23 protein-coding genes are annotated in these 24,321 nt (G+C 61.6%); 16 read left to right on the top strand and 7 right to left on the bottom strand.

Features of this window, described 5'->3' with window-relative positions; genetic code table 11:
* Window positions 1-44 precede the first annotated feature (44 nt).
* The 4 genes from guaB (at window position 45) to ACI2KA_RS07040 (ending at window position 4,244) form a co-directional block, all read left to right on the top strand.
* The gene (guaB, locus tag ACI2KA_RS07025) at window positions 45-1,550 is read left to right on the top strand and encodes an IMP dehydrogenase (protein WP_404500534.1); all 1,506 of its coding nucleotides are present in this window, start codon (window positions 45-47) and stop codon (window positions 1,548-1,550) included.
* 115 nt (window positions 1,551-1,665) lie between these two features.
* Window positions 1,666-2,067 carry an MAPEG family protein gene (locus ACI2KA_RS07030; protein ID WP_404501182.1) on the top strand — a complete coding sequence of 134 codons (402 nt, stop codon included), beginning with the start codon at window positions 1,666-1,668 and terminating at the stop codon, window positions 2,065-2,067.
* Between the two features lie 148 nt (window positions 2,068-2,215).
* A complete protein-coding gene (gene adhP / locus ACI2KA_RS07035; RefSeq protein WP_404500536.1) occupies window positions 2,216-3,244 on the top strand; it encodes an alcohol dehydrogenase AdhP in 1,029 nt (342 codons plus the stop codon).
* A gap of 124 nt (window positions 3,245-3,368) precedes the next feature.
* Window positions 3,369-4,244: a dienelactone hydrolase family protein gene (locus ACI2KA_RS07040; RefSeq protein ID WP_404500538.1), complete on the top strand. Its 876-nt coding sequence runs from the start codon at window positions 3,369-3,371 to the stop codon at window positions 4,242-4,244.
* A gap of 250 nt (window positions 4,245-4,494) precedes the next feature.
* On the opposite strand, the gene moaB is transcribed toward ACI2KA_RS07040, so the two are convergent.
* The 4 genes from moaB to ACI2KA_RS07060 form a co-directional block, all read right to left on the bottom strand.
* Complete coding sequence (moaB, locus tag ACI2KA_RS07045; RefSeq protein ID WP_404500540.1) at window positions 4,495-5,040, bottom strand: molybdenum cofactor biosynthesis protein B; 546 nt, start codon at window positions 5,038-5,040, stop codon at window positions 4,495-4,497.
* Between the two features lie 9 nt (window positions 5,041-5,049).
* The gene (locus tag ACI2KA_RS07050) at window positions 5,050-5,934 is read right to left on the bottom strand and encodes a 4-(cytidine 5'-diphospho)-2-C-methyl-D-erythritol kinase (protein WP_404500542.1); all 885 of its coding nucleotides are present in this window, start codon (window positions 5,932-5,934) and stop codon (window positions 5,050-5,052) included.
* A gap of 6 nt (window positions 5,935-5,940) precedes the next feature.
* Window positions 5,941-7,785 carry a tetratricopeptide repeat protein gene (locus ACI2KA_RS07055; RefSeq protein ID WP_404500544.1) on the bottom strand — a complete coding sequence of 615 codons (1,845 nt, stop codon included), beginning with the start codon at window positions 7,783-7,785 and terminating at the stop codon, window positions 5,941-5,943.
* Between the two features lie 191 nt (window positions 7,786-7,976).
* Entirely contained in the window at window positions 7,977-8,993 is a 1,017-nt protein-coding gene (locus ACI2KA_RS07060; protein ID WP_404500546.1) for a polyprenyl synthetase family protein, read from the bottom strand.
* A gap of 111 nt (window positions 8,994-9,104) precedes the next feature.
* On the opposite strand from ACI2KA_RS07060, the gene ACI2KA_RS07065 reads away from it, so the two are divergent.
* The 12 genes from ACI2KA_RS07065 to ACI2KA_RS07120 all read left to right on the top strand — a co-directional run bounded on the left by ACI2KA_RS07065 (window position 9,105) and on the right by ACI2KA_RS07120 (window position 19,983).
* Complete coding sequence (locus ACI2KA_RS07065) at window positions 9,105-9,335, top strand: DUF2007 domain-containing protein (RefSeq protein ID WP_004432735.1); 231 nt, start codon at window positions 9,105-9,107, stop codon at window positions 9,333-9,335.
* Window positions 9,336-9,341: 6 nt separating this feature from the next.
* Complete coding sequence (locus tag ACI2KA_RS07070) at window positions 9,342-10,142, top strand: tRNA1(Val) (adenine(37)-N6)-methyltransferase (protein WP_404500548.1); 801 nt, start codon at window positions 9,342-9,344, stop codon at window positions 10,140-10,142.
* An 89-nt stretch (window positions 10,143-10,231) separates the two neighbouring features.
* Window positions 10,232-11,098, top strand: coding sequence for a S49 family peptidase (locus ACI2KA_RS07075; protein ID WP_404500550.1), 867 nt, complete (start codon window positions 10,232-10,234; stop codon window positions 11,096-11,098).
* Window positions 11,099-11,118: 20 nt separating this feature from the next.
* Window positions 11,119-11,313, top strand: coding sequence for an NfeD family protein (locus ACI2KA_RS07080; RefSeq protein WP_404500552.1), 195 nt, complete (start codon window positions 11,119-11,121; stop codon window positions 11,311-11,313).
* 52 nt (window positions 11,314-11,365) lie between these two features.
* Window positions 11,366-11,596, top strand: coding sequence for an AbrB/MazE/SpoVT family DNA-binding domain-containing protein (locus tag ACI2KA_RS07085; protein ID WP_404500554.1), 231 nt, complete (start codon window positions 11,366-11,368; stop codon window positions 11,594-11,596).
* 5 nt (window positions 11,597-11,601) lie between these two features.
* Complete coding sequence (locus ACI2KA_RS07090) at window positions 11,602-12,009, top strand: PIN domain-containing protein (RefSeq protein WP_404501184.1); 408 nt, start codon at window positions 11,602-11,604, stop codon at window positions 12,007-12,009.
* Window positions 12,010-12,089: 80 nt separating this feature from the next.
* On the top strand, window positions 12,090-13,052 hold the full coding sequence (locus tag ACI2KA_RS07095; protein WP_020813609.1) for a glycine--tRNA ligase subunit alpha: 963 nt from the start codon (window positions 12,090-12,092) through the stop codon (window positions 13,050-13,052).
* A 77-nt stretch (window positions 13,053-13,129) separates the two neighbouring features.
* Complete coding sequence (locus ACI2KA_RS07100; protein ID WP_404500556.1) at window positions 13,130-13,681, top strand: LemA family protein; 552 nt, start codon at window positions 13,130-13,132, stop codon at window positions 13,679-13,681.
* Window positions 13,682-13,768: 87 nt separating this feature from the next.
* Window positions 13,769-15,046 (top strand): 3-phosphoshikimate 1-carboxyvinyltransferase, encoded by a 1,278-nt coding sequence (locus ACI2KA_RS07105; RefSeq protein ID WP_404500558.1) that lies wholly within the window; start codon window positions 13,769-13,771, stop codon window positions 15,044-15,046.
* Between the two features lie 21 nt (window positions 15,047-15,067).
* Complete coding sequence (locus ACI2KA_RS07110) at window positions 15,068-17,005, top strand: DUF2207 domain-containing protein (protein WP_404500560.1); 1,938 nt, start codon at window positions 15,068-15,070, stop codon at window positions 17,003-17,005.
* A gap of 98 nt (window positions 17,006-17,103) precedes the next feature.
* Window positions 17,104-19,257, top strand: a complete 2,154-nt coding sequence (gene glyS / locus ACI2KA_RS07115) for a glycine--tRNA ligase subunit beta (protein WP_404500562.1) — start codon at window positions 17,104-17,106, stop codon at window positions 19,255-19,257.
* A 231-nt stretch (window positions 19,258-19,488) separates the two neighbouring features.
* The gene (locus ACI2KA_RS07120; protein ID WP_404500564.1) at window positions 19,489-19,983 is read left to right on the top strand and encodes a DUF523 domain-containing protein; all 495 of its coding nucleotides are present in this window, start codon (window positions 19,489-19,491) and stop codon (window positions 19,981-19,983) included.
* 231 nt (window positions 19,984-20,214) lie between these two features.
* Here the strand turns inward: ACI2KA_RS07120 and ACI2KA_RS07125 are convergent, their stop codons facing one another.
* The 3 genes from ACI2KA_RS07125 to purD form a co-directional block, all read right to left on the bottom strand.
* Entirely contained in the window at window positions 20,215-22,038 is a 1,824-nt protein-coding gene (locus ACI2KA_RS07125) for a methyl-accepting chemotaxis protein (RefSeq protein WP_404500566.1), read from the bottom strand.
* Window positions 22,039-22,357: 319 nt separating this feature from the next.
* Complete coding sequence (locus ACI2KA_RS07130) at window positions 22,358-22,873, bottom strand: plant virulence effector HPE1-like domain-containing protein (RefSeq protein WP_404500568.1); 516 nt, start codon at window positions 22,871-22,873, stop codon at window positions 22,358-22,360.
* A 156-nt stretch (window positions 22,874-23,029) separates the two neighbouring features.
* Window positions 23,030-24,301 carry a phosphoribosylamine--glycine ligase gene (gene purD / locus ACI2KA_RS07135; protein WP_404500569.1) on the bottom strand — a complete coding sequence of 424 codons (1,272 nt, stop codon included), beginning with the start codon at window positions 24,299-24,301 and terminating at the stop codon, window positions 23,030-23,032.
* Window positions 24,302-24,321: the final 20 nt, after the last annotated feature.

Here is a 24,321-nt window from a genome sequence, read left to right on the forward strand (position 1 = left end):
CGTTCCGGAACGGTCACGCATTTTCAGTATGAAGGAATTTGGCCATGGCACGCATCATTCAAACACCCACTGGTTTGGACGCTCTCACATTTGACGATGTGTTGCTGCAACCCGGACATTCCGAAGTCATGCCGGGACAGACGAATATCTCGACCCGCATTGCCCGCGATATCGATCTCAACCTGCCGATCCTGTCTTCCGCCATGGATACGGTCACCGAAGGTCGTCTCGCCATCGCCATGGCCCAGGCCGGCGGCATCGGCGTCATCCACCGCAACCTGACCCCCATCGAACAGGCCGAAGAAGTCCGGCAGGTGAAGAAGTTCGAAAGCGGCATGGTCGTCAACCCGGTCACCATCGGCCCGGATGCGACGCTTGCCGAAGCCCAGGCCCTGATGAAGGCGCATGGCATTTCCGGCATTCCGGTGGTTGAAAACGGCGGCACCGGCGGCCACAAGAACGGCCGTCTCGTCGGCATTCTAACGAACCGCGACGTGCGCTTTGCCTCCGATCCGCAGCAGAAGATCTACGAACTGATGACCCGCGAAAACCTGGTCACGGTCAAGGAAACCAGCGTCGACCAGCAGGAAGCCCGCCGCCTGCTGCACAAGCACCGCATCGAAAAGCTGCTGGTGGTGGATGCCAAGGGCAATTGCGTCGGCCTCATCACCGTCAAGGACATTGAGAAGTCGCAGCTCAACCCCAACGCCACCAAGGATGCGCAGGGCCGTCTTCGCGCTGCCGCCGCCATCAGCGTCGGTGCTGACGCCATCGAGCGCGCCGAGCGCCTCATCGATGCCGGCGTCGACCTTCTGGTCGTCGATACCGCGCATGGCCATTCGCAGCGCGTGCTGGATGCCGTCTCGCAGGTCAAGAAGATGTCGAACTCGGTTCGCATCATCGCCGGCAACGTCGCCACCGCCGACGGCACCAAGGCGCTGATCGATGCCGGTGCGGACGCCGTCAAGGTCGGCATCGGTCCCGGCTCCATCTGCACCACCCGCATCGTTGCCGGCGTTGGCGTTCCGCAGCTGGCCGCCGTCATGGCGTCGGTGGAAGCGGCCAATGCCGCCGATATTCCGGTCATCGCCGATGGCGGCATCAAGTTCTCGGGCGATCTGGCCAAGGCCATTGCCGCCGGCGCTTCCGCCGTCATGATCGGCTCGCTGCTGGCCGGCACGGATGAAAGCCCGGGTGAGGTGTTCCTCTATCAGGGCCGTTCCTTCAAGGCCTATCGCGGCATGGGCTCCGTCGGCGCCATGGCGCGCGGTTCCGCCGACCGCTATTTCCAGGCCGAAGTGCGCGATACGCTGAAGCTCGTGCCGGAAGGCATCGAAGGCCAGGTTCCCTACAAGGGTCCGGTTTCCGGCGTGCTGCACCAGCTGGCCGGCGGCCTGAAGGCCGCCATGGGTTACGTTGGCGGCAGCAACATCAAGGAATTCCAGGAGCGCGCCACCTTCGTGCGCATTTCCAGCGCCGGACTGCGTGAAAGCCACGCCCATGACGTGACGATCACCCGCGAAAGCCCGAACTATCCCGGCGCGGTTTGATCTTTCGAGCCGAATCCGTAAAAAGATAGGCTGAGTATTTGGCGCTCCCCGATCTGAAGCCGGATCGGGGAGCGTTTTCACGATTGGGGGAGAAAGCATGTCACCGACGACCGCAATGTTCTGGCCGATGATCGCCCATGTCTTTCTCGTCTTCTGCCTTTACGGACTGCTGATCTACCGGCGCAACAAATACACCTTCAAGGATCGCGAATCGGCAATCAGGCTGCGCGACCGGGGTGAGGAGGCGCGCGAAAGCTATCTGGTGAACCGCAATATCGCCAACCAGTTCGAACTTCCCGTCCTGTTCCACATTGCCTGCCTGCTGCTTTACATCACGGATGCGGACAACATCGTCACCATCGTGCTGGCCTGGCTGTTCGTGCTTTCACGTTACGCCCACTCCTATGTCCATGTCACCAGCAATCGCCTGCGCCAGCGCGGGGCCTTGTTCGGCATCGGCTTTGCGCTGTTGGTCTGCCTGTGGGCCTGGCTTGCCATCTGGTTGGCGCTGGAGTGAAACGGCAGCGTCGCTTGCCTCATAAGTGAGACAGTCGGCGCCTCCAAAATAAGCCGATTTGCGATAGGTCAATTCCATGACGCCGCATCCCCGTTAATCTCTGCCTGCCGTCGAGGATTTCAGGCGAGCAGAGATTGAGGAGCATGTCATGGCAAACACAATGAAGGCGGCCGTTGTCCGCGCGTTTGGAAAACCGCTGACCATCGAGGAAGTGCCGATCCCGGATCCCGGCCCCGGTGAAATTCTCATCAACTACAAGGCGACGGGCATTTGCCACACCGATCTGCACGCCGCAACCGGCGACTGGCCGGTAAAACCCAACCCGCCCTTCATTCCCGGCCATGAAGGCGTCGGATACGTCGCCAAGATCGGCGCGGGCGTCACCGGCATCAAGGAAGGCGACCGCGCCGGCACGCCTTGGCTTTATACCGCCTGCGGATGCTGCATACCCTGCCGCACCGGCTGGGAAACATTGTGCCCAAGCCAGAAGAATTCCGGCTATTCCGTCAATGGCAGCTTCGCCGAATATGGCCTCGCCGATCCGAAATTCGTCGGCCGCCTGCCGGATAATCTGGACTTCGGCCCGGCAGCCCCCGTGCTCTGCGCCGGTGTCACCGTCTATAAGGGTTTGAAGGAAACCGAGGTCAGACCCGGTGAGTGGGTGGTCATTTCGGGCATTGGCGGGCTTGGCCACATGGCCGTGCAATATGCCAAGGCGATGGGCATGCATGTCGTTGCCGCCGATATTTTCGACGACAAGCTTGAGCTTGCGAAAAAACTCGGGGCCGACGTCACCGTCAACGGTCGCGCGCCCGACGCGGTGGAGCAGGTGCAGAAGGCGACCGGCGGCGTCCATGGCGCGCTGGTGACGGCGGTCTCCCCCAAGGCCATGGAGCAGGCCTATGGCTTCCTGCGCTCCAAGGGCACCATGGCGCTTGTCGGCCTGCCGCCGGGCTTCATCTCCATTCCGGTGTTCGACACGGTGCTGAAGCGCATCACGGTGCGTGGCTCCATTGTCGGCACGCGGCAGGATCTGGAGGAGGCGCTGACCTTCGCCGGTGAAGGCAAGGTGGCCGCCCACTTCTCCTGGGACAAGCTGGAAAACATCAACGATATCTTCCACCGCATGGAAGAGGGCAAGATCGACGGCCGCATCGTCGTGGACCTCGCCGCCTGAGGCCAATGACAGGGCTTGCGGCGCTCACGCAAAAGTGTGGCGCCGCTTCCGCCAGCCCCGTTCCCACCGGGGCGATCTGCGTTATCCTCCCTGGCGCATCCGTGCGTTCAAGGAGGACAGGGTGATGGACAAGCCGAAGATTACGCAGGCCATGATCGACGCTTACGATGAATATACCCATCTCAGCCTCGACCGCCGCAAATTCATGGAAAAGCTCACGGCGCTCGCCGGCTCGGGCGCTGCTGCGGCGGCCATAGCACCGCTCCTTTCGGCCAATAGCGCCCGTGCGGCCATCGTCGCGCCGGATGATGCGGGCATCGTTGCGGAAGACGTGACCTATCCGGCCCCAAGCGGCGAGATGAAGGGTTATCTCGTCACGCCGAAATCGGTGTCTGGGCCGATCGGCTCCGTCATCGTCATTCATGAAAACCGCGGTCTGAACGACCATATCCGCGACGTGGCGAGACGTGTGGCGCTTGCCGGTTTCCGGGCGCTGGCGGTCGATTTCCTCTCGCCGCAGGGCGGCACCCCCTCGGATGAGGACAAGGCAAGGGAGATGTTCAGCGGTCTTGACATGGATGCAACCGTAGCCAATGCCGAAGCCGGCCGAGTCTGGCTTGCGGCAAGGCAGGGGGCCAATGGCAAGGTCGGTGCAGTCGGTTTCTGCTGGGGCGGCGGATTGGTCAACCGTTTCGCCACCAGATCGGCTGGCCTCAATGCCGGCGTTGCCTATTACGGCCAGCAGGCCCCGGCGGCCGATGTGCCGGCCATCAAGGCGCCGCTGCTTTTGCACTATGCGGGCCTCGACGAACGCATAAACGCCGGCATCGATGCCTACAGGAAGGCGCTGGAGGAAAACGGCAAGACCTTTGAAATCTTCGTTTATGACGGCGTCAACCATGCCTTCAACAATGACACGTCCTCGGCGCGTTACGGCAAGGCGGCGGCCGACCTCGCCTGGGGCCGGACGGTGGATTTCTTCAAAAAATATCTGGCGTGATTGGGTTTTCGGCCGCGCCGGTGTGAAGGCGCAGGATGTTGTCCATTGTCGAGGGCGCGTGGGGCTTACCCCCCTCTGCCCTGCCGGGCATCTCCCCCTCAAGGGGGGAGATCGGCAAGAGGCACTACCTCAATTTCCTTCTTAGACTGTGAGATGGGCGAAACCTCGCCGCAAATCGATCTCCCCCCTTGAGGGGGAGATGCCCGGCAGGGCAGAGGGGGCCAAGCCCCCCACACCTCAGTCAGCTGCTCTAAACGCCACCAGCCCCACGCTTCAAATGCTCATCCAGCCTCGGCATGATTTCCACGAAATTGCAGGGCAGGTGGCGATAATCGAGCTGGGCCTTGAGGATGCCGTCCCAGGCATCCTTGCATGCACCCGGCGAGCCGGGCAGCACGAAGATGAAGGTGGCGTTCGCGACGCCGCCGGTCGCGCGTGACTGGATGGTGGCCGTGCCGATCTTGTCATAGGAAATGCGATGAAAAAGCGCGGAAAAACCGTCCATGCGCTTTTCGAACAGCGGCTCCAGCGCCTCGGGCGTCACGTCGCGGCCGGTAAAGCCGGTGCCGCCGGTGGTGATGACCACATCCACGCCATCCGCGAGCGTCCATTCCCGCACGGTATCTGCAATCGCCGCCTTGTCATCCGGCACGATGCTCCGGGCGGCGAGGCGGTGTCCTGCCTCTTCAAGCCGGGCGACAAGCGTGTCGCCGGATTTGTCGTTTTCCAGCGTGCGGCTGTCCGACACGGTCAAAACCGCAATGCCAAGGGGAATGAAGGGTCTTTCGCCTGCCATGACCTATCCTCAAATGGTCCGCGTTGCCTGAAAATACCAGCCGGGGCGTTGTTTCCGAAGCGATGTTTCCGCGTTAAGGGCGGCATCGAAGGAATGAAAAAGCCCAAAACAGGTCGCACCCGACCCGGACATGCGCACAAATGCGGCATCCTCCTGCGACAGCAATTCGATGACCTCGCCGATCTCCGGCAGCAGGGCCTGCGCCGCTGGTTGCAGATCGTTGCGGCTTTGCGCCAGAAAATCCGTCCAGCGAATTGCCGCATGGGCCGGCAGGCGGGGGTTGGTCTTGCTCTGCAAGCGCCGGAAAATCTCCGGCGTCGAGACGGCTTTCAGCGGGTTGGCGAGCACCAGAAACAGGCGGGGCAGATCGGTCACCGGTTCGATCTCTTCGCCGATACCGCGCGCGATGAGGGGCCGGCTGGCAAGGCACATCGGTACATCCGCACCGAGGGTAAGGGCGAGCGATGCAAGTCTTTCCGGCTCCATCGACGCATGCCAGTGCCGCAGGAGCGCCCGCAACACCGCCGCTGCATCCGCCGAGCCGCCGCCTATGCCGGAGGCGACCGGCAGGTTCTTTTCGAGATCAATGGCGACAGGATGGCCCGACCGACCCGTCGCCGCAAGCACATCGCGCAGCCTGTCCCGGGCGCGGGTGACGAGATTGTCACCGCCATCACCGGCGCGCAGAAGATCGCCGAAAGGACCGGAGATGGAGAAGGTGTCGGCATCGGCATCGCGGACGCGAATGCTGTCGCCGGCCTCGGTGAATGTCACCAGCGTTTCGAGCAGATGGTAGCCATCCGGCCGCTGGCCGGTCACATGCAGCGCCAGATTGATCTTGGCCGGGGCCGCCTCGATGGTTTCGGTCGCCCCGGTCGTGTCATTTACCGGCATGCGGCGTCAGGATTTCTTGTCCGGGGCAGGGGTGGCCGGTGCCGGCGGAGCCGGCGGTTGCGGCGCGGCGTCCTTCTTGGCGGTGTTCTCGGCATCCTTTTCCAGAGGCGGCAGGCCGTTGGCGATCTTTTCCTTCACCTTGGCCTTGTCCACGTCGTCGCTGTCGCCGATCAGGGCGCGGTTCCACTGATAGACCGCCTCGATCTTGCGGCCCACACGCCAATAGGCGTCGCCCAGATGGTCGTTGATCGTCGGATCGCCGGCCTTCAGCTCGATCGCCCGCTCCAGTTCCGTCACGGCCTCATCGAAGGCGCCGAGTCTATAATGCGCCCAGCCGAGCGAATCGACGATGTAACCGTCATTCGGGCGAAGCTCGACGGCGCGGCTGATCATCTCCATGCCTTCATCGAGATTGATGCCCTTGTCCACCCAGGAATAACCGAGATAGTTCAGCACCTGCGGCTGCTCCGGATTGAGTTCCAGCGCCCGCTTGAAATTCGGTTCCGCCTTGTCCCATTCCTTCAGGCGCTCATAGGCGATGCCGCGCTGGAAGAACACCGACCAATCGGATTTCTGCGGTACGGCGCCGATCACCTCGATGGCCTTGTCGTAATTCTCGGCCATGGCGCGATAGTCCTTGGCGTCCGAAAGCACGCTGCCATAGGCGAGATAGGATCTGATATCCTTCGGGTCGGATTCGAGCAGGGATTGCAGGTGCGTGCGCGCCTCGTCCACCTTGCCGGTCTGGGCAAGCGTCAGCCCGAGCTGCAGCTCGGAGATGCGATACATCGGCGAGTCCTTCGGCACTTCGCGATAAAAGGCGATGGCGCGGTCGGGCTGTTTCAGCGCCTCGGCAAGCCCGCCGAGGAGAATGAGCGTATCGGGGCTCTTCGGGTCGAGCGCGCGCGATGTCTGCAGGTAAAGGGTAACGATCTCCTCGGCGCCTTCGCGGTTCAGCGCGCCCGCGATGGAGAACATCACGGAAGCGGCGCCCTCGACGGCATTGGTGATCTGCTGTTGCGGCTTTTCGCCCTTCTCGATGGATTCGCGCAGCGCTTTCAGCGGCGCGTAATTCGGCGCGAAAGTATCGCCGACGGCAATCGCGTCCAGCGCCTTCTGCCTGTTGCCGGCGGAGGCCTCGAGCCGGGCAAGCGCCATCACCGCGCGCATGTAGGTATCGGAGGCGGTGGCCCCGCCTTCGCGGTCCGTCACAGCCTCGTTGAGGCTCTTGCGGGCGGCATCGGTATTGCCGCTGACGAGGGCGATTGCGGCGGCATTGTATTTCTGGAAGATCGAAATCCAGCCCGGACCCTTCATGTTGTTGACGAGCGCCAGCGCTTCCTTCGGCTTGCCGGAACCGGCGCGCGCCCAGGCGGTCAACAGCGTGTTGACCATGCGGTCGAGATCGTTCGGGCCGGTGTATTTCAGGATTTTCTCGGCCTTGGCGAATTCCTTGTCCTTGATGGCGTCGAGACCGCGAACGATGGTCGTCACCCGCTCGACGGAGGTATCGTCCTTCATCGTATCGGCGATCTTGGCGCCGGCCTCGAAATTGCCGCTCAGAAGCTCGGCGATCATCAGCCGCTGGCGGATTTCCGAATTGGCCGGATCGAACTCCAGCGCCTTCTTGTAAAGCGAAATCGCTGTCGGATAGTCCTGATCGACATCGGCGTTGCGCCCGGCGAGGAAAGCGCCGGAGAAGGTGTTCACCTTGGCGGGATCGAAGGTGACGGCCTTGTCTTCCGCTTTTGCCTTTGTCTCCGCAAAGCCGGGGCTTGCACCCGCGCCAATCGTGAGAGCGGCGACGAGAGCCGCGCTGCAAAGAAGACGGAGTGCTGGTTTACGCCGCATGAGGGAACCTTTGCCTTTGTGCATATGCACGGAAAAATCAGTTTCCATTGTTTGGTCACGATAGAATGGCTTTTTTGAAGCAACCCCGCAAGAAATTATGGCCTTGGCCACAATCCGGCCTTGCGGGGACTGCCACCCGAAATGCCGGGCGGACGGAGGGTGTCATCCGCCGTGCGCACCAGCCTCCGGCGTCAGTTGAGACGCTCGATGCAGAAGTCGATCACTTCCAGAAGCGCATTTTTCCACGGGCTCTGCGGCAGGGGCGCAAGGGCGTCGCGGGCGATGGTGCCGTAATGCGTCGCACGGCTGATCGTATCGCCGAGACCATTGTATTTGGTGATCAGTCCGAGCGCCTTTTCGAGGTTCTCGTCGCTGCTTTCGCCCTTTTCGATGGCATTGCGCCAGAAGGCGCGCTCATCCTGCGTTCCGCGACGATAGGAAAGGATGACCGGCAGCGTGATCTTGCCCTCACGGAAATCGTCGCCGGTATTCTTGCCGAGATCGGCCGATTTGCCACCGTAGTCCAGCACGTCGTCGACCAGCTGGAAGGCGAGGCCGAGATTCATGCCGTAGGACTTCAGCGCGCTGCGGCTGGCCTTGTCGGTCTTGGCGACGATGGGGCCGACTTCCGCCGCCGCGGCGAACAGGGCGGCCGTCTTGGCGCGAATCACCTGAAGATAGTCGTCCTCGGTGGTTTCCATGTTCTTGGCGACGGAAAGCTGCAGCACTTCGCCTTCGGCGATCACCGAAGCGGCGGTGGACAGCACGTCGAGGGCGTCGAGCGAGCCGACATCCACCATCATGCGGAAGGCCTGGCCGAGCAGGAAGTCGCCGACAAGGACGCTTGCCTGGTTGCCCCAGATGGTGCGGGCGGTGGATTTGCCGCGGCGCAGGTCGCTTTCATCCACCACATCGTCATGCAGAAGCGTTGCCGTGTGCATGAATTCCACGCTGGTGGCGAGCTTGATGTGATTGTCGCCCTGGTAGCCGAACATCGAGGCCGAAGCCAGCGTCAGCATCGGACGCAGGCGTTTGCCGCCGGAGGAGATCAGGTGGTTGGCCACTTCCGGTATCATCTGGACATCGGAGCCCGCCTTGGAAAGGATAAGCTGGTTCACCCGTTCCATGTCAGGGCGGGTCAGGTCGACAAGCGGCTTGACGGATGCGAGTTTGTTTTTGCTTTCTTCAAGCGGTATGACGACGCCCAAGGGACAGGACTCCTGTTCGAATTTGAATTTGACAATAAAAACTGGCGCCTTGCGCGGCAAGGGGCGAATTGCCGCCAACCATTCAAAAAGATGGGAATTTAAGGTCTATCCATGCGTGAACTGATCCGTACCAACGATGCCGTGCTGCTCTCCTTCGCGGAAAGCCTGATGAAGGACGCCGGCATCCACTGCCTCGTCGCCGATCAGGCCATGAGCATTCTGGAGGGGTCGCTCGGTCTTTTGCCCCGGCGTTTTCTGGTTGAAGAGGATCGTGCGGATCAGGCCCGCCGCATCCTCATCGATGCCGGGCTGGGAGACGAGCTGCGCAACGAAGAGGCTTGATCTGAGGTGGGCGGCGAAATTTCCGAAACGATCGATGCCTTTCACCGCGGCCGGTTTCACATCCTCCAGCCCAAGGGCAGGGGGCACCGGGCCGGCATGGACGCCATGCTTCTGGCCTCGCTGGTGGCGGATGATCGCACCTGCCGGGTCGCCGATCTCGGCGCGGGCGCCGGTGCCGCCGGCATGGCCGTGGCCGCGCGGCTCGAAAAGGCCGAAGTGACGCTCTACGAGCGTTCGCCGGACATGGCGGATTTTGCCCGCCGCAGCCTGTTATTGCCGGAAAACACCGCCTTTTCCGCCCGTATCAGCGTGTGCGAGGCGGATGTGACCCTGCGCGCGAAAGCACGCGTTGAAGCGGGTTTGCCGGACGAGCATTTCCACCATGTCATCATGAATCCGCCCTATAATGATGCGGGTGACCGCCGCACGCCGGACGCCCTGAAGGCCGAGGCCCACGCCATGACGCAAGGCCTGTTCGAGGACTGGATCAGGACCGCAGGCGCGATCATGATTCCGGGCGGGCAGCTTTCGCTAATCGCACGGCCGCAATCCGTGGCGGAGATCATTGCCGCCTGCGGCAGCCGTTTCGGCGGCATCGAGATCACCCTCATCCATCCGCGTCCGGGTGAGGATGCGGTGCGCATGCTGGTTACCGCCATCAAGGGATCGCGCGCCCGCCTGTCCTTCCGCGCGCCGCTCGTCATGCACGAGACCGGCAGCCACGCCTTCACGCCCTTCGTGGATGATCTCAACAATGGCCGCACCGCCTATTCGCGTCATGTAAGGGCAATCCGGTCCGCGTCATAAATATCGCCGTTCCGCCGGTTGCGCCATTGCGTTTTCCGGGGCGATACATACATCCGTGACGATGAGGCAAATGCTGCGAGGATTGAGTAGTGGGTTTTCTGAAGTATCTTGTGCCGAAGCGTTTCCGCAAAAAGGAGCTCGTCATCCCGGTCGTGCGCATGCATGGCGCGATCATGGCCGGTGGCAGCCAATTCCGCCCCGCGCTCAATCTCGCCTCCTATGCGCCGCTCCTCGACAAGGCCTTCGCCGTCAAGGATGCGCCGGCCGTCGCCATTTCGCTCAATTCGCCCGGCGGCTCGCCGGTGCAGGCGCGGATGATCTATAACCGCATCCGCCAGCTCGCCGAGGAAAAGGAAAAGAAGGTCCTGATCTTCGTGGAGGATGTGGCGGCCTCCGGCGGTTACATGATCGCGCTGGCCGGTGACGAGATCATCGCCGATCCCACCTCCATCGTCGGTTCGATCGGCGTCGTTTCCGGCGGCTTCGGTTTTCCGGAAATGCTGCGGAAGATCGGTGTGGAGCGCCGTGTCTATACGGCCGGGGAAAACAAGGTCATCCTCGACCCCTTCCAGCCGGAAAAGGAAGGCGATATCGATTACCTGAAGTCGCTTCAGGTGGAAATCCACAATGTTTTCATCGATATGGTCAAGATGCGTCGCGGCTCGAAGCTGAAGGAGGATGAAGCAATCTTCTCCGGCCTGTTCTGGACCGGCATGCGCGGCCTCGACCTCGGCCTGATCGACGGGCTGGGCGACATGCGGGAGGTTCTGCGCCGCCGTTACGGCGAAAAGGTCAAGCTCCAGCTCGTCAGCGGCGGGCGCACCCTGTTCGGCAAAAAGGTGCCGGGCGTCAATGCAGCGCTGGATGTGAATGCCGAAAGGCTCGCCGCCGGCGCCGTCTCGGGGCTTGCGGAGGTCGCCGAAGAAAAGGCATTGTGGTCGCGTTTCGGTCTATGATGTCGCGGGAATAAAGCCTTATGGCGCAGCTCATTACAATTCTTCTTCTGGTGGTGGGGTCCGTCATCCTCTACCGCCGCTTCGTCCGCGATGCGGAAAAGCTGTCGGCGAAATCGAAACGGCGCGAGAAGGAACGCGAGACCGGCGCCATTGGCACGCTGATCAAGGACCCGGAAACCGGTGAGTACCGCGTGAAGCGCGAGGATGAGACGTAATTTTCCTGTAACGCGGAATTTGCTATAGTCTCTTTGTCGATAGGAGGCATCCATGCGCGTCACGAAATGGGGCGACAGTCTTGCGGTCCGCATCCCGGCGGATGTCGCGGAAGCTTTGCATATCAAGGAAGGCGACGAGGTGGATGTTTCTGTGCCGACACAGGAGCCGTCTGCCGTTATCTCGGACGAGGAGCGCGAAAAAATACTGGGGTATATTCGTGCTCAACGTTGGCAGCTTCCGCGCGGCTGGAAATTCGACCGTGAAGAGGCGAATGAACGTTGAGCCATGTGCCGTTCCTCGACACGAATATTTTCATCTACGCCTTTCTCGATGACGAACGCTCCTTCACGGCGCAGGAGATCGTTTCGAAACCCTACGCAACGAGCGTTCAGGCACTTAATGAATTTGCGAGTGTCGTTCGGCGAAAGTGGCCGCAGAAATGGATCGAAATCCGCAGATCACTGGACGGTCTCCGGCGAATGGCCGTCACCGTTGTCGAACTTGATTTGCAGTTGAATTCGCAAGCTGTTGATCTTGTCGACAAGTACAACTTTGCGTTCTACGACTCGCTCATGCTTGCAGCGGCTTTACGGGCAAATAGCATCGTCTTCATCTCCGAAGACATGCATGACGGCCTCACCGTCGAAGGGCGGATGAAGATCGTCAACCCCTTCACCTCCCGCCGCCACGCATAAAACCTTGACCCTCACGCCCTGCCGTGGCACCAGTCCGCATCCGAAGTAAGTCAATGCTTACTTGTCCTCCTAACGCCGCGATGACTGCAATGACCGATGTTCCCGACCATATGAACCCGAAGCGTTCCTTTCAGGCCCTGATCCTGACGCTGCACAATTACTGGGCCGACAAGGGCTGCGCGGTGCTGCAGCCCTATGATATGGAAGTGGGTGCGGGTACGTTTCATCCGGCGACGACGCTGCGCGCACTCGGTCCGAAGCCGTGGAAGGCCGCTTATGTGCAGCCCTCGCGCCGCCCGTCCGACGGCCGATACGGTGAAAACCCCAACCGCCTGCAGCATTATTACCAGTATCAGGTCATCCTGAAGCCCAACCCGTCGAACCTGCAGGAACTCTATCTCGGTTCGCTGAAGGCGATCGGCCTCGATCCGCTGCTGCATGACGTGCGCTTCGTCGAAGACGACTGGGAAAGCCCGACGCTCGGCGCCTGGGGCCTTGGCTGGGAATGCTGGTGCGACGGCATGGAAGTCTCGCAGTTCACTTACTTCCAGCAGGTCTGCGGCATCGAATGCTCGCCGGTTGCGGGCGAACTGACCTATGGTCTGGAGCGTCTGGCCATGTATGTGCAGGGCGTCGACAATGTCTACGACCTGAACTTCAACGGCCGCGAGGGCGAAGAGAAGATTTCCTATGGCGACGTCTTTTTGCAGGCCGAGCAGGAATATTCCCGTCACAACTTCGAATTTGCCGATACGGCCATGCTGCATCGTCATTTCATCGACGCCGAAAAGGAGTGCCAGGCGCTTCTCGCTGCCGGCGCGCCCGGTGATAACGACAATCAGCGCCTGCACAAATGCGTGTTCCCGGCCTATGACCAGTGCATCAAGGCCAGCCATGTCTTCAACCTTCTGGATGCGCGCGGCGTAATTTCGGTCACGGAACGCCAGAGCTATATCCTGCGCGTGCGCACGCTGGCGAAAGCCTGCGGCGAAGCCTTCCTACTGACGGATGCGGGCGGGCTGAACTGGAACAGGGCCGCCTGACGATCTATCTAAGGCGGGCAACAGTCTAACGTGCGGATGCCGGTGCGGTGTCCGCGCCTCTTGAGGAGGGGTCGGGAATGTTCATCACGCTGGCAATCATCGCGGCAATCGCGCTTTATGTGGTCTTCATCTATAACGGCCTCGTCAAGGCGCGGCAGATGAAGGAGGAGGCGTGGTCTGGCATCGACGTGCAGCTGAAACGCCGCGCCGATCTCATTCCCAACCTCATCGAGACCGTGAAGGGTTATGCGGCGCATGAAAAAAGCACCTTCGAGGAGGTGATCAACCTGCGCAACCGGGCACAGGCCGTGCCGGCCGGCGATGTCGAAGGCCGCGCCCAGGCGGAAGGCCTGCTGTCCCAGGCGCTCGGTAAACTCTTTGCGCTTGCCGAAGCCTATCCCGATCTCAAGGCCAACACCAACTTTCTGGAATTGCAGCGCTCGCTCGAAACCATCGAAGGCGAACTCCAGATGTCGCGCCGTTATTACAATGGCGCTGCCCGCGATCTGAACGTCAAGGTGGAAAGCTTCCCGTCCAATCTGGTCGCCGGCCAGTTCGGCTTTGCCAAGGCGCCCTATTTCGAGATCGAGAACCCGGCCGACCGCGCCGTACCGACAGTGAAATTTTAAGCGCACTGCTCTCCCGCCAGCTTAAAACTTCCCGTTCAAATTCCGATAATCCGGCTCTTTGCCGCATTTTTTGACAAGACGACAATCATGATCGAACTGACCATCACCCCGCCCGGCCATCCGCTTTCCGGCAAGGTCGAGCCGCCCGGCTCCAAGTCCATCACCAATCGTGCGCTTCTCCTGGCTGGTCTTGCCAAGGGCAAAAGCCGGTTGACCGGTGCACTGAAAAGCGACGACACGCTTTATATGGCCGAAGCCCTGCGCGAGATGGGCGTGAAGGTAACCGAGCCTGATGCCACCACTTTCGTGGTGGAAAGCACGGGCGTTTTGCAACAGCCGGAAAGGCCGCTTTTCCTTGGCAATGCCGGCACGGCTACGCGCTTCCTCACTGCCGCTGCCGCACTTGTGGATGGCGCCGTCATCATCGATGGCGACGAGCACATGCGCAAACGCCCGATCATGCCGCTGGTGGAGGCCCTTCGCTCCCTCGGCGTCGAGGCGGATGCCCCGACCGGCTGCCCGCCCGTCACCGTCTGCGGCAAGGGCACAGGGTTCCCGAAAGGCAGCGTCACCATCGATGCCAACCTTTCCAGCCAGTATGTCTCGGCGCTGCTGATGGCGGCGGCCTGCGGCGACAAGCCTGTCGATATCATCCTCAAGGGCGAGGAAATCGGTGCGAAAGGCTATATCGACCTCACCACCTCAGCCATGGAAGCCTTCGGCGCCAAGGTGGAGCGGGTCAGCAACGCCATCTGGCGCGTGCATCCGACCGGCTACACGGCCACGGATTTCCACATCGAGCCGGATGCCTCCGCCGCCACCTATCTCTGGGGCGCGGAGCTTCTGACCGGCGGCGCGATCGATATCGGCACGCCGGCCGACAAATTCACCCAGCCGGATGCCAAGGCCCATGAGGTCATGGCGAAGTTTCCGCATCTGCCCGCCGAAATCGACGGTTCGCAGATGCAGGACGCCATTCCGACCATCGCGGTTCTGGCCGCCTTCAACGAGACGCCGGTGCGTTTCGTCGGCATCGCCAATCTGCGCGTCAAGGAATGCGACCGCATCCGTGCCGTCTCGCTCGGCCTCAACGAAATTCGCGACGGTTTGGCGCATGAGGAAGGCGACGACCTGATCGTGCATTCCGATCCCGCTCTTGCCGGCCAGACGGTCAAGGCCTCCATCGATACCTTTGCCGACCACCGCATCGCCATGAGCTTCGCCCTGGCGGCGCTGAAGATCGGCGGCATCGCCATCCAGAACCCGGCCTGCGTGGGCAAGACCTACCCGGCTTACTGGAAAGAGCTCGCCTCGCTCGGCGTCGACTACACGGAAAAGGAAAGCGCTGCCGAGGCGCAGCACTGACGCCATCAAGGAGAACTGCCCGTGAAGACCATCGCCGCAAGACTTCTCGCGCTGTTCGTCTTCCTGGGCGCCGCTTTCCCGGCCTTTGCGGAGGAATTTATCCGCTCTTACCATTCCGTCGTCGAGGTGGCGGCGGATGGCAAGCTGACGGTGACGGAAACCATCACCGCCCGCGCCGAAGGCCAGAACATCAAGCGTGGCATCTTCCGCGATTTCCCGCTTTATGCGCTGGATGCGAATAACCGCCGCACCAAGGTAGATTTCAACGTCGTTTCGGTGGAGCGCGATGGCGCGCCGGAAAACTGGCGCACCGAAAGTATCGATGGCGGCATCCGCATCTATACCGGCAGCGCCGACCGCTTTCTGCCGACCGGCGAACACATCTTCCAGATCACCTACACCACCGCCCGGCAAATCCGTTATTTCAGCGATTATGACGAGTTGACCTGGAACGTCACCGGCAATGGCTGGCAATTCCCGATGGGCGAGATTTCCGCGACCATCACGCTGCCGCAGGGCGTCAAGGCCACCGATACGGCCGTCTTCACCGGTCCGCTGGGCGCGAAAGGCAAGGATGCCCGCATCCTCAGCGAAGGCAATGAAGTCTTTTTCGCCTCCACCCGTCCATTTTCGGTGGGTGAAGGCATGACGGTGGCCGTCAAGCTGCCCAAGGGCGCCATTGCCGCGCCTGACAGCTCGCAGGAGGCGGGCTGGTGGCTGCGGGATAATCTCGCCATCCTGCTTTCCGGTGGTGGGCTTCTGGCCGTGCTGCTTTATTACCTGCGGGCGTGGTTCGCGGTGGGCCGCGATCCGGCCAGAGGCGTGATTGTGCCGCGCTGGGATGCGCCGGAAGGGCTTTCCCCGGCTCTGGTCAATTATGTCGATAATCGTGGTTTTTCCGGCGCGGGCTGGACGGCGCTCTCCGCCTCGGCCCTTGATCTGGCGGTGAAGGGTTACGTCGTTCTGGAGGATCTGAAGAATTCGATCGTCATTCGCCGCACGGAAAAGGCAACCGCCACCGATCTGCCGACCGGGCAGAAGACGCTGCTTGCCTCCATTGGTGGTGCGGGCGAGACTTTGACCATCGACAAGGCCCATGGGGCGGAGGTTGAAAAGGTCGGCAAGCAGTTCCGCGCGGCGATCGAGAAAGAACATCGCGGCAAATATTACCGCAGCAATGCCGGTTACACCGTCTTCGGAATCGTCCTCAGCATTGCCATCATCATCGCGACGCTGGTGTTCGGCGATCTCGATGAAAGCGCCATTGCCGCCGTCCTCGTCTTCGGCTTTTTCGCCTTCTTCTTCAGCATCCTGTCGATTGGTATCGGCCGGCAGTTCTCGCGCGGCGCACCGCTGCGCAAACGGATCGGCGGCATTGTCATGCTGGCCTTTGCCGGTTTCGTGGCCTTTTCCGCCATTGGCGGCGTCGCCACGCAAATCCTGCTGGATGTGACGCACGATACAAAATCGCTGGCGCTGGCCGCCATCGGCGGCATCGTGCTCACCAATGCGTTGTTCCTGTTACTGATGGGCGCGCCGACGCCGCTTGGCCGCAAGCTGATGGACGGCATCGAGGGCCTCAGAACCTATCTGACGCTGGCGGAAAAGGACCGGATGAATATGGCGGGCGCGCCGGCCATGTCGCCGCAGCATTTCGAGACATTGCTGCCCTATGCCGTGGCGCTTGGCGTCGAAAAACCGTGGAGCCGCACCTTCGAGGCCTGGCTTGCCACAGCTGCCGCCGGCGCCGCTGCTGCAAGTTATGCGCCCGGCTGGTATGCGGGCAGTCATTACGGCAGCTTTGGCGACAGGATCGGCGGTTTTTCCACCTCCATGGCCAATACCATCGCCTCCACCATTCCCCAGCCCGTCAGCTCTTCCGGCTCCAGCTTTTCGGGCGGTGGCGGCGGCGGTTTTTCCGGCTCCGGCGGTGGCGGTGGTGGTGGCGGCGGCTGGTGATGCGCGCTGGCGGTAATTTAACCGATAGCTGGTGACTTTTGCCGCTGGTCTTGCTAAGTCCGCGACACTCTTTTGCAACAGATTAAAGTCCTTATCCCATGCCCGATCTTCTGCTTGAACTTCGCTCCGAGGAAATCCCCGCCCGCATGCAGCGCAAGGCGGCGGGCGATCTGAAGAAACTCGTCACCGATGCCTTGGTGGAGAGAGGGCTGACCTATGAGGGCGCACGCGAATATTGGACGCCGCGCCGCCTGACGCTGGATATTCGCGGCCTCAACGCCCGCTCCGCCGATGTGCGTGAGGAGAAGAAGGGCCCGCGCACCGACGCCAATGAAAAGGCCATCGAGGGCTTTCTGCGCGGCGCTGGCCTCAACGATATCTCGGAAGCGCAGGTCGTTTCCGATCCGAAGAAGGGCGATTTTTACATCGCCATCATCAACAAGCCTGGCCGCCCCGCGGAAGAGATCATCGCCGAGGTGATGCCCGGCATCATCCGCTCCTTTCCCTGGCCGAAATCCATGCGCTCCGGCCCGGCCTCCATGCCGAAGGGTTCCAGCTATGCCGGCATCGAAGGCAAGGGCTCGGAAAGCCTGCGCTGGGTGCGCCCGCTGCAATCCATCGTCTGCCTGTTCGGCCCCGAACATGACGAAACGCAGGTCATTCCTTTCGCCATCGACGGCATCGTCGCCGGCAATGTCACCTATGGCCACCGTTTCCATGCGCCCGGCCCGATCACCGTGCGCCGTTTCGAAGATTATGTCTCGAGCCTTGAAAAGGCGAAGGTCATTCTCGACGCCGAGCGCCGCAAGGATATCATTCTGCACGACGCCAAGGACCTGGCCTTCGCCAACGGTCTCGATCTGGTGGAAGATGAAGGTCTGCTGGAAGAGGTCTCCGGCCTCGTCGAATGGCCACAGGTGCTGATGGGCACCTTCGAAGAGGATTACCTGCAGATCCCGGCGGAAATCATCCGCCTCACCATCAAGACCAACCAGAAGTGTTTCGTCACCCGCAATCAGGGTGCGGAAGAGGGTCTTTCCAACCGCTTCATCCTGATCTCGAACATCGAGGCGAGCGATGGCGGCAAGGAAATCATCCACGGTAACGGTAAGGTCGTGCGTGCCCGCCTGTCGGATGCCCGCCACTTCTGGAACCGCGACCAGGGCGATCTGCCCGATCTCGAAACGCTGAAGGACTCGGCTGCGAAATTCAGCCTCGATCTCAAGAAGCCGCTCGACCAGCGCATGGCAAAGCTCGATGCGCTGAACGTTACCTTCCATGCCAAGCTCGGCACGCAGGGGGAGCGCGTGGCCCGTATTCGCGAACTGGCGAAGGCGCTGGCCCCGGTTGTCGGCGCCGATGCCGCGCTGGTGGACCGCGCCGTGGTGCTGGCCAAGGCCGACCTGCGCACCGAAGCCGTCGGCGAATTCCCCGAGCTTCAGGGCCTGATGGGCCGCAAATATGCGGCGCTGCAGGGCGAAAACGAAAGCGTCGCCGCCGCCATTGAAGACCACTACAAGCCGCAAGGCCCCTCCGACCGCCTGCCGGCCGACAAGGTGGCGATCACGGTCGCTCTGGCTGACAAGCTCGACACGCTGATCGGCTTCTGGGCCATCGATGAAAAGCCGACCGGTTCGAAGGACCCCTTCGCGTTGCGCCGTGCGGCGCTCGGTGTCGTGCGCATTCTGCTTGAGAAAAATGTGCGGCTGCCGCTGCTGAGCGTTACGAAGGACCCGGACCTTCTCTCCTTCTTCCACGATCGCCTGAAAGTCTATCTGCGCGATCTCGGTGCCCGTTACGATCTGATCGACGCCGTCCTGACGCCCGAATCCGACGATCTCTTGATGATCGCCCGCCGTGTCGAGGCGCTCACCGCCTTCATCACCGGCGAGGATGGCCGCAACCTCCTGGCGGGTGCCAAGCGCGCCACCCAGCTTCTGGCCGCCGAGGAAAAGAAGGGCACCGTGGTGGCCGATGGCGTTTCGGAAGAGCTTTTGAAGCTCGATGCCGAAAAGGCGCTTTATGCGGCGATCAAGACAGCCTCTGCCGACGCCGCGAAGGCTGTCGAAGGCGAAGATTTCCGTTCCGCCATGCAGGCGCTCTCCACACTTCGCGCTCCTGTCGACAAGTTCTTCGAGGATGTGCTCGTGAATGATGAAGACGCCGCCATCCGCGCCAACCGCCTGGCGCTGCTGAAGGCCATCCGCGAGGCCACCGGAACGGTTGCGGATTTCTCGAAGATCACGGGGTGATGGGTTTTGGGTTGACCGAGACGGCAACGTGCGCGGTTCACCCCCCTCTGTCCTGCCGGACATCTCCCCCTCAAGGGGGGAGATCGAATCGTGGCGGCCTCTCGCCCTCCTCGAAGGTTACGATTTTTCGCAGGGAGCCTTCTTCTTGCCGATCTCCCCCCTTGAGGGGGAGATGTCCGGCAGGACAGAGGGGGGTAACCTCGGTCTCGACTCCCACAGGATAGTTTCCCGTTGACCCAAACACCCCTCAAAATCCTCATCAGCGCCTGCCTCCTCGGCCAGCCCGTCCGTTATGATGGCAAGGGCAAGCCTCTTTTGCACCCGGCAATCGAGCGCTGGCGCAGCGAGGGCAGGCTGGTGACGATCTGTCCGGAAATGGCCGGCGGCATGCCTGTCCCGCGCCCGCCGGCGGAAATAGAAAACGGGGCTTCTGGCCTCGATGTGCTGGAAGGCCGCGCCCGCGTGCTGGAGGTGACCGGCGGCGATGTCACGGCTGAGTTCATCGCCGGTGCGGAAAAGGCGCTGGCCTTCGCCAGGGCCAATGGCTGCACCCATGCGCTTCTGATCGACGGCAGCCCATCCTGTGGATCGCTTGCGATTTACGACGGTTCGTTTTCCGGCGTTAAACATGCGGGCAATGGGGTTACGGCGGCGCTGCTTGAGTGTGCGGGCATTGACGTATTTTCACCTGCCGATATTGACGTGCTGGATGCGCTGACACGTTGAGAGGAGGCGAGGCAAACACGGGATGGCTCGTTTCTCCAGGTGACGAATGTTTTCCGCCGTCATCCTCGCCCTTGAGGCGAGGATCCATTTCCCGCTGAAGATGTGGATCCTCGGGTCGAGCCCGAGGATGACGACGAACGTTTGGAGAATGTTACAGAACGGTGGGAAGCGCGTAAAAATGCCGGGTCTGTGCCCGGCATTCTTGTCTTGAGTGTATGAGACTGTTCTTGGTCACCCCGCCATGCGCATCTCTTGCGCCATGCCGTGAAGCTGGTGACCGGAAGAGACGCGGAAGCCGCGGATGAGGTTCAGCAGCTCTTCGGTGTCGACGGCGAGCGCTTCCGCCGAAGCCGTGGTTTCTTCCGCCATCGCCGCATTATGCTGGGTGGCGACGTCAAGCTGGTTGAGCGACGAGGAGATCGAGCGCAGCGTCGTATCCTGCTCGGCGGCCGAATGGGCGATCTTGCTGACGATCTCGTTTGCGGATTTGATCTGGTCCGAAATGCGCTTCAGCGCATCGCCGGCCTCGCCGACAAGGCGCACGCCGTTTTCCACCTGGGCGGAGGAGCGGGCGATCTGGTCCTTGATCTCCTTGGCGGCGGCGGCGGATTTCTGCGCCAGTTCGCGCACTTCCTGCGCCACCACGGCAAAACCCTTGCCGGCCTCACCGGCGCGTGCCGCTTCCACGCCGGCATTCAGCGCGAGAAGATTGGTCTGGAAGGCGATGTCGTCGATCACGCCGATGATGTTGGAAATCTGGTCGGAAGATTGTTCGATGCCGCTCATCGCCGTGATGGCTTCTTCCACCACCCGGTCGCTGCGCATGGCTTCGGAGCTGACGGTGGTGACGCGCTTGGCGGCATCGGCTGCCCCTTCCGCCGTCTGGCGCACGGCAACGGTCAGTTCGTCGAGCGCTGCCGAGGTTTCCTCCAGATTGGCGGCCTGCCGTTCGGTGCGCTGCGAAAGCTCGTTGGAGGCCTTGCGGATTTCCTCCTTGGAACCGCCAATGTCGATGCTCTTGGAATTCACCTTGGCCATGGCGGCGTCGAGATGGGTCAATGCCTCGTTGAAATTGTCGCGCAGCGCCGCATAACGGTTGCCGAGATCGCCGCAGCGCACGGTCAGATCGCCGCCGGCCAGCTTTTCCAGCGCTTCGCCGATGGTGGTGACGACCCGCGCCTGCAATTCCGCCTCGTCGCGTTGCATGTCGAGATTGTTCTGGCGCTCGGCATTGAGCTGCCGCTGCTGTTCTTCCTCACGGCGCTGCATGGCGTGGCGCTCGCGCACCTTGTCCTGCAGCGAGGCCGTGGCCTTAGCCATCATGCCCACTTCGTTGGTGAGACCGGTATGAGGAATGGCGAGCGAGACGTTCTCATTCGCCACTTCGCCAAGTGCGCGGTGAATATCGCCGAGCGGTTTCGAAATGCCGCGGATGACATAAAAGGCGGCGGCCAGCGCCAGCACGAAGATGATCGCGCCGATCGACAGCGCCTTCATCACCTCGCCGCGCACCTGTGCGTTCAGATCGTCGATATAGACGCCGGTCACGACGACCACCTGCCAGGGTTCGAAGGCAAGGGCGTAGGAGCTCTTGGCGTAGTCATTGCCTTCCATGCCCGGCTTCGGACCATAAAAATCCGTCTGGCCGCCGCCATTGCGGCCAAGCCGCACCAGTTCGTCGCGATAGGCGAAACCCTTGCTGTCAGGTTTGCCCTTGAAGCTTTCGCCAACCCGCTTGGGGTCGGGATGGAACTTCATCGTCACGTCATAGTCGTAACCGAACAGATAGCCGTCCGGCGTGAACCGCATGGCGCTGACGGTGGCATAGGCCTGTTTCATGGCCTCCTCGCGCGACAGCGTTCCCGCCTTTTCCTTGTCGTGGAAGGATTGCAGAATGGAAATGGCCGATTGCACCTGCGTGCGCAGCATGCCGTAGCGTTCTCCATAGATGGCGTCGGTAGCGGATTTCAGCTGGTAAAACGTCGCCACGGAAAAGGCGGCCATGAGGGCCACCACGAGTACGATCAGCTGCCGGGAGATGGAGAGGTTTTTCATGGGCGCTCACAAGCGTTTCGCGTTGCGGCCTGAGCCGTACGCTGCCGAAGTTTCGGAAATGGAAAGGGCGCCTGATGCGCGGTGAGGCCCTGAACGACGGTCAGCCGTATCAGTCCTCAGAGCGTGCTGCATTGCACTATGAAATCACTTAGCAGCCAAAAATTTGAAGAAATATTTAATTAGCGAAAGCTTTATCGGTCCGCCGGGCAGAATAACGGAGAACGACTTCATTCTTCCCCGAATGGTTGCTGCAATCTCTGAAAAATGCAGCGATGGCGCGTTGATTTCACATTTTCCGTGAAAATCTGTCGGCCGCCCTTCAGTTGCCGCGCAACTCGAAATCGGGGAAGGCGGGGGCGGCAATCGTGGCGGCGGCCGCTGCCTTTACTGCCTTGTCGGCGGAGATTGTCTTGACGCCGGCGGTCGTTGTCGTCACGTCGATGCCGGCAGGCGTCGACACCGCGTCAACGGGATGCGCTGCGGGTTCTGTGGTTGCGTCATAGGTCGCAATGGCAGTGCCGGTTGCGTCTCCCGGCATCCAGGCGGGATTGGTGCTGACGAAGGTGACGGGTGCGCCGCCAAGCCAGGCCTCGGTGCGGATGAGGGTGCGCTTTCCATCGACCTCGCGCATTTCGGTGTGTTGCGTGCCCGGCTCGATGGATGGAATGGCATAGCCCTGCGCCGCCATTTTGTTTTTCGCGGGCTTGCAGCCGATGCATTCACGACGAATGAAGCTGCCGTTGCCGGCATGCACGCCATTGATATATTCGATGGACGAGGCCATTGCCGAGCCGCCGCTCAGCGCCACAATGGCTGTCAGAAAAAGACGACGCATCGAAAAACCCCCGAAATAACGGCAAATTCCGTGGCTCAGGCACGGCGCGCCATTCACTATTGGGGCAAATATTACCGGTCTTTCGTTTCCATCGGGTCAGCAAACTTGGTAAAAATTGAACGAAATATTCGTTCGCACCGCCATTTGCCCTGAAAATCAGGCCTTTTCGCGGGCGACGGCCTGCCAGCCGATATCGCGGCGGCAGAAGCCGTTTTCCCATTCCACCCGGTCGGCCAGCGCATAGGCGCGCGCCTGCGCCTCCGTCACGGTCTTTCCAAATGCGGTGGCGTTCAGCACGCGGCCGCCGGTTGCGACGAGTTTGCCGTCCTTCAGCGCGGTTCCGGCATGAAAGACCTTCGCTTCCTCGCTGGCATCGGGAATATGGGCGATCGGCGTATTCTTGTCATAAGCGCCGGGATAACCCTTGGAGGCAAGAACGACAGTCAGCGCGGCCTCGTCGCGCCATTCCGCCTGCACCTTGTCCAGCGTGCCGGTAGCGGTGGCGTAGAGGATCGGCAGCAGATCGCTCTTGAGGCGCATCATCAAAACCTGGCATTCGGGATCACCGAAGCGCACGTTATATTCAATCAGTTCCGGGCCTTTGGCGGTCATCATCAGGCCGGCGAAAAACACGCCGGAGAAGGGATTGCCGTCCTTGGCCATGCCTGCAATCGTCGGCTCGATGATCTCCTTCATGGTGCGCTCCACCATGGCGGGCGTCATCACGGGGGCGGGGGAATAAGCGCCCATGCCGCCGGTATTCGGGCCGGTATCGCCGTCGCCGACGCGTTTGTGATCCTGGGCGGTGGCGAGCGCCAGCGCGGTCTTGCCGTCCGAAAGGCAGAAGAAGCTCGCTTCCTCGCCATCGAGGAAGGCCTCCACCACCACTTCGGCGCCGGCTGCGCCGAAAGCGCCGTCGAAACACTCGCCGATGGCGGCCAGTGCTTCCGCTTCCGTCATCGCCACGGTCACGCCCTTACCGGCGGCAAGACCGTCCGCCTTGATGACGATCGGCGCGCCCTGTGCACGAACATAATCCTTGGCCGGCTCGGCGGCCTTGAAGCGCTGGTAGGCGCCGGTTGGAATATCGTAACGCGCGCAGAGATCCTTGGTGAAGCCCTTGGAGCCTTCCAGCTGGGCGGCGGCTTTCGAGGGGCCGAAAGTGGCGATGCCGGCGGCGCGCAGGTCATCCGCAAGGCCGGCAACAAGCGGCGCTTCCGGGCCGACGACGACGAAGTCGATTGCCTTTTCCTTCGCAAAGGCGATGACGGCCGCGTGGTCTTCCACGTTCAGCGGCACGAGCGTCGCGTGATCGGCAATGCCGGGATTGCCGGGGGCCGCGTAAAAATCCGTCAGCAGGGGAGACTGGGCGATTTTCCACGCCAGCGCATGTTCGCGTCCGCCGGAACCGATCAACAGAACTTTCATGGTCAACACCCCTGCAAATT

This window comes from Agrobacterium sp. NPDC089420 (assembly GCF_044900305.1).
Lineage (GTDB): Bacteria > Pseudomonadota > Alphaproteobacteria > Rhizobiales > Rhizobiaceae > Agrobacterium.

Coding starts and splice junctions, on each gene's coding strand:
- ACI2KA_RS07130 (WP_404500568.1), bottom strand. CDS start 22,873: ATGCGTCGTCTTTTTCTGACAGCCATTGTGGCGCTGAGCGGCGGCTCG.
- ACI2KA_RS07065 (WP_004432735.1), top strand. CDS start 9,105: ATGCGTGAACTGATCCGTACCAACGATGCCGTGCTGCTCTCCTTCGCG.
- ACI2KA_RS07080 (WP_404500552.1), top strand. CDS start 11,119: ATGGCGCAGCTCATTACAATTCTTCTTCTGGTGGTGGGGTCCGTCATC.
- ACI2KA_RS07055 (WP_404500544.1), bottom strand. CDS start 7,785: ATGCGGCGTAAACCAGCACTCCGTCTTCTTTGCAGCGCGGCTCTCGTC.
- ACI2KA_RS07125 (WP_404500566.1), bottom strand. CDS start 22,038: ATGAAAAACCTCTCCATCTCCCGGCAGCTGATCGTACTCGTGGTGGCC.
- ACI2KA_RS07095 (WP_020813609.1), top strand. CDS start 12,090: ATGACTGCAATGACCGATGTTCCCGACCATATGAACCCGAAGCGTTCC.
- ACI2KA_RS07030 (WP_404501182.1), top strand. CDS start 1,666: ATGTTCTGGCCGATGATCGCCCATGTCTTTCTCGTCTTCTGCCTTTAC.
- glyS (WP_404500562.1), top strand. CDS start 17,104: ATGCCCGATCTTCTGCTTGAACTTCGCTCCGAGGAAATCCCCGCCCGC.
- ACI2KA_RS07050 (WP_404500542.1), bottom strand. CDS start 5,934: ATGCCGGTAAATGACACGACCGGGGCGACCGAAACCATCGAGGCGGCC.
- ACI2KA_RS07085 (WP_404500554.1), top strand. CDS start 11,366: ATGCGCGTCACGAAATGGGGCGACAGTCTTGCGGTCCGCATCCCGGCG.
- ACI2KA_RS07105 (WP_404500558.1), top strand. CDS start 13,769: ATGATCGAACTGACCATCACCCCGCCCGGCCATCCGCTTTCCGGCAAG.
- moaB (WP_404500540.1), bottom strand. CDS start 5,040: ATGGCAGGCGAAAGACCCTTCATTCCCCTTGGCATTGCGGTTTTGACC.
- ACI2KA_RS07100 (WP_404500556.1), top strand. CDS start 13,130: ATGTTCATCACGCTGGCAATCATCGCGGCAATCGCGCTTTATGTGGTC.
- guaB (WP_404500534.1), top strand. CDS start 45: ATGGCACGCATCATTCAAACACCCACTGGTTTGGACGCTCTCACATTT.
- adhP (WP_404500536.1), top strand. CDS start 2,216: ATGGCAAACACAATGAAGGCGGCCGTTGTCCGCGCGTTTGGAAAACCG.
- ACI2KA_RS07040 (WP_404500538.1), top strand. CDS start 3,369: ATGGACAAGCCGAAGATTACGCAGGCCATGATCGACGCTTACGATGAA.
- purD (WP_404500569.1), bottom strand. CDS start 24,301: ATGAAAGTTCTGTTGATCGGTTCCGGCGGACGCGAACATGCGCTGGCG.